The following is a 1,921-nucleotide window of genomic DNA, read 5'->3' as shown; positions in this document are numbered from 1 at the left end:
GATGAACTGATCAGCGCGCTTGTCGATCAGCCGCTTCACATCCGGATCAGTTCGCCTCTTGCGCGGCTTTGGGCACCGCTTCTTTGAGAGTAATGAGGATTGTCAGCTAGGGTCCAGACTCATTGAATTTCACAGCCAGAACGAGACGGTTGCGGCGAGCATGATCGCGGAGAAGAAGGTTTCCGGGCAGCGGTCGTATCGGGTGGCGACGCGCCGCCAATCCTTCAGACGGCCGAACATGATCTCGATGCGGTTGCGCCGTTTGTAGCGCCGCTTGTCGTATTTGACGGCCTTCCTGCGGGACTTTCGACCGGGGATGCAGACCTTTATCCCCCTGTCTTTCAACGCTTCTCTGAACCAATCAGCGTCGTAGCCCCTGTTAGCCAGCAGCCAACCCGCCTTCGGCAGACTGCCCAGAAGAGCCGCGGCGCCTGTGTAGTCGCTGACCTGGCCGGCCGACATGAAGAACCCGATCGGCCGCCCCGTGGCATCGGCAACGGCGTGCAGTTTGGTGTTCATGCCGCCTTTTGTCCGCCCGATCTGGCGTGCGCGCCCCCCTTTTTCACGCACAGGCTCGACGCCGTGCGGTGTGCCTTGAGATAGGTCGCATCGATCATGATCGTCTTGTGCTCGGCGCTCTCAGCGGCCAGGCCGACCATGATCCGGGCGAAGACCCCGTTGTCACTCCAGCGCTTCCAACGGTTGTAGAGGGTCTTGGCGGGCCCGTATTCCTTCGGCGCATCACACCACCGCAACCCATTGCGGTTGATGAAGATTATGCCGCTGAGAACGCGGCGATCATCGACGCGGGGCTTGCGATGACTCTTGGGAAAGAACGGCTTCAGGCGTTCCATCTGGGCATCGCTCAGCCAGTAAAGATTGCTCATCGATCAGGTCTCCTTGCGGAGCCTGAATCATGCCAAACGCCTGAAATCAATGGGTCTGGAGCCTAGTGCGATGGTCGCAGCAAAGAGCCGCTCATCCTGGCTGTCAGATTTCCCGAACCACCTCTGACGATGCTGCCCGGCAACTCAGCCTCGGCCTGCCGGACCTGTGAGGAACGGAGAGGGCTGAGGGGTTCACCATCGAGACCAGCAACCACCATCGGCGCGGCCCATTTTCCCGCATTGCCATGCGCGGCGTCTCCGCGTTAGACTGATCTCAGGACATGGCTGGAACGTCTTGCTGTGCGAGCAGATGTTCAAATCCCCTGGCGAGCCGCAAATTCGCACATCGTCGCGCCAGTATTTTTGCGACGCCATGCTGCTCAGGAATACGCCAATGCCCGACCCAGCCCTCCATTCCCCGCCAAACGCCGCCGGGCGCCTCTCTGTAACGCATTGTAAATGCTGCGTAGTCTTTGTGCAGGCTCTTCAGGGATCGGCACGGGAATGGCACGGCAACGACAAACCACCCCATCGAAGCTTCGGCTGGTCACCGAGACCACGGATGAAGCCATTGCGCGCGTTGCTGGCACCCGCAAACCCGACCCCCGCCTCGCCGATCTCGTCCGGCAACTCGCCCGGCAGGCAGCGCGCGACCTTATTGGGGTCAGAACAAGAGCAGTCCGAAATCGTACGCTAGGGCCGAACGAAACCGGAACGATGCCGTAGATCCGATGTGCAACATCCGATCTCTGTGGATTGCCACCGACATGCGCCAATTTTGATTTCTCTGTCCGGCCCGACTCGACAACGCTTCGAGCAGATTGCTCATCAATGGAGTCGGGCGATGGCAAAGCGCAAACTTCTCAAAGATCAAGATCGCCGGAAGCTTGTCGACATACCAGTCGACGAGGATAACCGGGCTTGTCGCAAACCTTGCAGTAGGCTGAGACTACCCCGCGAACGGTGGCATTTTCACGCTTTGTTAACCTTTTGAAGTCCGAAGAGGCGCCCGAGCAGGTCATTCTGGTCGTTGA

1 protein-coding gene is annotated in these 1,921 nt (G+C 59.4%); it reads right to left on the bottom strand.

The window, feature by feature from the left end; translation table 11 throughout:
- Window positions 1–129: 129 nt before the first annotated feature.
- A protein-coding gene (locus OK142_RS25145; protein WP_140023322.1) for an IS5 family transposase occupies window positions 130–887 on the bottom strand; the annotation gives its coding sequence in 2 pieces (ribosomal slippage) (window positions 130–563 and window positions 563–887; 759 coding nt in all).
- Window positions 888–1,921 lie beyond the last annotated feature (1,034 nt).

The organism is Agrobacterium sp. BT-220-3 (assembly GCF_025910175.1).
Lineage (GTDB): Bacteria > Pseudomonadota > Alphaproteobacteria > Rhizobiales > Rhizobiaceae > Agrobacterium > Agrobacterium oryzihabitans.
The sequence above is the reverse complement of the archived record's forward strand: the minus strand, read 5'-3'. Positions and strand labels throughout refer to the sequence as shown.